The sequence below is a fragment of the Acinetobacter sp. OYA S30 genome, from assembly GCF_033599315.1.
Taxonomy (GTDB): domain Bacteria; phylum Pseudomonadota; class Gammaproteobacteria; order Pseudomonadales; family Moraxellaceae; genus Acinetobacter; species Acinetobacter baumannii.
Map to the genome: position 1 here is coordinate 1 of NZ_JAWVAV010000080.1, position 4,261 is coordinate 4,261.

Annotated in this window: 5 protein-coding genes and 1 pseudogene; 1 reads left to right on the top strand and 5 read right to left on the bottom strand. The window is 36.4% G+C overall.

Annotated elements, in window-relative coordinates:
- Nucleotides 1-696, bottom strand: a 696-nt coding sequence (locus tag R5R67_RS18885) for a phosphoethanolamine transferase domain-containing protein (protein ID WP_318755158.1), incomplete at its 3' end; no start/stop codon positions are given.
- Nucleotides 697-874: 178 nt separating this feature from the next.
- Here R5R67_RS18885 and R5R67_RS18890 point away from each other — a divergent pair.
- On the top strand, nucleotides 875-1,648 hold the full coding sequence (locus tag R5R67_RS18890) for a membrane protein (protein WP_001066070.1): 774 nt from the start codon (nucleotides 875-877) through the stop codon (nucleotides 1,646-1,648).
- A gap of 120 nt (nucleotides 1,649-1,768) precedes the next feature.
- On the opposite strand, the gene R5R67_RS18895 is transcribed toward R5R67_RS18890, so the two are convergent.
- The 4 genes and pseudogenes from R5R67_RS18895 to R5R67_RS18910 all read right to left on the bottom strand — a co-directional run.
- On the bottom strand, nucleotides 1,769-2,260 hold the full coding sequence (locus tag R5R67_RS18895; RefSeq protein ID WP_005802707.1) for a hypothetical protein: 492 nt from the start codon (nucleotides 2,258-2,260) through the stop codon (nucleotides 1,769-1,771).
- 241 nt (nucleotides 2,261-2,501) lie between these two features.
- The gene (locus tag R5R67_RS18900) at nucleotides 2,502-3,047 is read right to left on the bottom strand and encodes a glycoside hydrolase family 108 protein (protein WP_002121604.1); all 546 of its coding nucleotides are present in this window, start codon (nucleotides 3,045-3,047) and stop codon (nucleotides 2,502-2,504) included.
- Between the two features lie 42 nt (nucleotides 3,048-3,089).
- The gene (locus tag R5R67_RS18905) at nucleotides 3,090-3,479 is read right to left on the bottom strand and encodes a hypothetical protein (protein WP_000433912.1); all 390 of its coding nucleotides are present in this window, start codon (nucleotides 3,477-3,479) and stop codon (nucleotides 3,090-3,092) included.
- Nucleotides 3,480-3,546: 67 nt separating this feature from the next.
- Nucleotides 3,547-4,261, bottom strand: a pseudogene (locus R5R67_RS18910) (phage tail protein); the annotation flags it as partial.

Below are 4,261 nucleotides of genomic sequence, written 5' to 3' on the forward strand. Positions count from 1 at the left end.
TCGCTGAACTTGATGAGCATCTTGTCCATATATCACAAGAGGCAGATTTTTCTTCGGAGCCTTCTTATGATAGTAAGACATAAGCGATGAAATACTATTTTGCGGTGAAATCATCCCTTTTAAATCACGATGCTCACGAAATATTGCAGCAAAATCGACATAGTAAGTAAAAAGTAAAACACCGACCACGGCCAATGAAGCTACCAGTGAAAATACCTTCTTCAATAACAACCGTGATACTTTTTCTTGTTTAAATTTAACTTGAGAAATTAAAAAAATGGGCAAAATAACAAAAAAAACTGTCCATAAAACAAAGCGTAAAGAGATTAAATCGGTAACTTCCGACACATCGGTCTGGACCATATTTTGAATTTGGTCGGGTGAAATAATGACACCCAATGTATTTACAAAATAAGAGCTAAAACCACCAATAAATATCAATAAAATTGCAAAGATTTTGGCAGTCCATTTCCAATTTATTAATTGAAAAATTAAATTATATGCCGCTATTAAAATAACTAATGTCGCCCCTAAGAAAAGAACTGACTTAATACCATTATAAGGTGTAAGTTGATGGATTTTTTTAAAAAAACCTATATTCAGAAATAAACCTAGCCAGATAGATAAAAGCAAATTAAAATTTAATAGTGTAATATTATTACATATCTCTTTGAATTTTAAAAAATTTACTAGCATTTAAAAACCACTAAATATTAAAAACTCGAAATCTTAGCTAGTAAAACTTAAATAGAAATTAAAAAATGAGCTTAGTAACCAATAAGAATACAAAGCTATATTATTAAAAACAAATCTTTAAGCTCATCTTAATTTTAAAAATTTATTGTTTGATAAATTTATCATTTGAGACTCTTAGATGAATAATTCAAGTCATGAAATGAGTGAGTATATAACTAAAGTCCCCCAAGTTACCCTTCTATTCTGGATTACTAAAATCTTCGCAACTACTTTTGGTGAAACTGGCGGAGATAGTTTTTCAATGTCATTGAAACTTGGGTATTTAACTAGTACTTTTATTTTTGCCATAGTTTTTATTATCTTATTGATCTGTCAAATTAAGGCAAAAAGTTATAAACCATATTTATATTGGTTTACCATTATTGCGAGTACAACTGTAGGTACAACATTAGCAGACTTTGTCACTCGATCTTTAGGTATTGGCTATAGTGGAGGAAGTAGCTTACTCCTCGGCTTAGTCATCTTCTCATTATTGGGTTGGTATAAAGTTGAAGGCAGCGTCTCCCCTCATACCGTTAATAAACCTAAATCAGAAGTCTTTTATTGGTTAACAATTACCTTTAGCCAAACTTTGGGTACAGCTCTTGGTGACTGGTCAGCAGATACGATTGGATTAGGCTATAGTGGCGGGATTGCTCTTTTCTCAGCACTCATTTTATTGATGGTGTTTTTGTATAAATTCACTTCTGTTTCACGAACATTTTTATTCTGGAGCACTTTTATTTTAACTCGTCCTTTGGGTGCTGTAGTTGGAGACTTTCTAGATAAGCCCCTTTCCGCTGGAGGTTTAGACTTAAGCCGTTTTGCAGCATCAGGAGTAATATTAGTTGCTATTTTAATATGTATTTATTTTAGTAAAAATAATCAGTTAGGTAATGTAAAAAATGCATAAATTGTAAAAGCTCTCCTCAGAGGGCTTTCACACAAATTCCTACATTCACATTACTGTTGATCGTATGTGCTGTACATCCTAACATTAGAATATACAGCTAGCGAAAACTTAACGTTAACTCTATTTACCATTTGGTCCTCTTTTTCCAAAAGCTGGTTTTAGCTCATAAGCTAGATTATCTTCAATCAATTGAAGAATATCTCTACTGACATCATATTCTTTAATATGAATTTGATATTCTCCTTTAAACCAGTTATTTAATCTCAAAGCATAAGTTTTTAAACTACTCACTTTTGTTGTATGTTCTCTTAAACGATTTATTAGATCGTTTATCGAGGAACCTACGTATAAGATTTCTGAAGGACTATTTGGCTTTGCACACCTCATTCGATTTTCACCTTTTAGCCCCTCCTCCTCTCTAAAGGAGATAAAATCATTAAATGTTTTTAAGGGATTACCTCCAATTTCTCGGATAATATATATCGCAGACTTAAAATCCTTAACTTTTTCTATATCAGCTATATTGTCTATAGTTATTTCGCGACTAGGAAAAGCTTTTTTTGCTTCTTCACAATTTGCAATTAATTGGTCTAAGTAATTAAATTTATTCATATAACTTTAAATCTTCAAAAAGACTATTTTATAGAAAATTGTATTTATTTTAAATAAAAGAAGATATTTTTCTTCGATTTAGTATTTTCAATATCGATATTATGAAAGTCCTATTAAAGGGCTTTTACGCAAATTCTAATATTAACCTTACTATTAATTGTATGAGCTGTGCATCCTGAAAATAGAATGCACAGCAGTGTGATTGTGAAAGCTATCTTTGAACGTCTGTATTGAAAGAAAGTCATATAACAACCCGATTGGCAATCCAACCATAGAAAAACTGTTCCTGCTTTGGATTACGCTCACAGATTTCAATGTAGCGTTGTCCTTGCATAATGTTCAGAACTCGAACTAAAACTTTTTCGCCTTCTTTCCCGCGTTTTGACAAGTATGTTTTAAGAGCACCTAGCGTTTCTGAACCATAAACACCGTCTACTTCTAAGTCGGGGAACCCTGCTTTACCTTGGTTATTAAGCAAGTTCAAAGCTCGTTGTAAAAGTGGTTTTGCAAAGCCGGTACCGCAATTCACACCAGTATCTAAAAGTTCTTCAGCTACAGCAGAGGAAATTGCATTAACCTGATCAAAACGTGGAGCAGTCCAATAGTTTTTGCGATAAATTGCTTTGGCCACATCCAGAGGTAAATCTCGCATATTGCCTTTGAATCCATTTGCTCGAGCAACTGCTTCAGTAATTCCATACTTAGTTGCACCGCCCCGATCAGCTGGGTTATTTACATACCCGCCTTCACGCTTAATTAATTCATCAAGATATTTTTCAATATTCATTTCGGTTTCCTTCAGATATAAAAAAACCGCCCGAAGGCGGTATTAACTGTTTTCAATGTCTTTTCTGGCATTCTTAAACTCTTTGATCACTTCAACGATCGTTTTACCTTCCTGTTTATCTATAAAATTAAAAATCCAACGGACTAAAGCCCAACCGGGTAAACCACAAACAAAGAAGAACCCACCTAGAGCAATCATCCCCCATACATCAGTAACCCATTCATGAAGTCCCCACTTCACAATAATGAATGAGCCGCCAGCCAAACTTGATACAACCGTACAGATCAAACCAACTGCCCACTCTTGTGGTGAGCGTGGCATACGAGTCATTAATACAACTGCTGCAACCAAGCCGACTGCTAAAGTCACCATGATTGCAACCCCATATAATTTTAAAAGTGCTGTAAAACCGCTAGTGGAAACTGGTTCCATAAATTTCTCCAGATATTTCAGACAATAAAAAAGCACCCGAATTGGGTGCTCAAAGTTCTTTTAAAGTTTAAAGTGTTTGTAAGATTTTCCCTCCATTAGTCAATTGAGTTGTTTGCGGTGCCACCCCAACAATTGCAGGTCCACCCGGTCCCGGCTGACCTTCAGTTGTGCCATGGTATTGCCAGTTCCACGTTCCATCATTGGTGGATTTGGTGCCACGTTGGCCCCAATTTCCGCCATCACCTGATAATGGAGATCCATAACGATCATTTTGGGTTCGGTAACCTTTACCGGGTACCGAAGCTTCGGCATCGGTTACTTTGACAACCATAAAGTCACCATTTAAGTACCAACGCCAGTCTTGTGAATCGTTAGTAATAGGTTGTCCGGTCATAACCCGACCAAAAGGTGCTCCAGCTCCACCGGGAATACCCTGAACTCCATACGATAATCCTGTATAAATACCGCTTGGTGTTGCTCCACCACCTGAGCCGCCTCGAGCCAGAGTTCCACCATCAATAATCAGGTTTAGTTTACTGTGCCGGTTTAATAGACCGGGTGCTCCCTGAAAACCATCACGACGGGTTTTGGTAAAGTTGTAATCCGGATCGGTAGACCATGCACCAAATGCCAAATGTGGCAACCCGCCATCTCCACCACGTCCAACAACAGCGCCTTTAATCGTTAGATTCACCACCAGATCAGGTGGGAACTCCCCTGTATCTATCGCTGGTAATTCTGATGCAGCTGGAACGATATACTCTCGTTTTGCAGGACTAGAG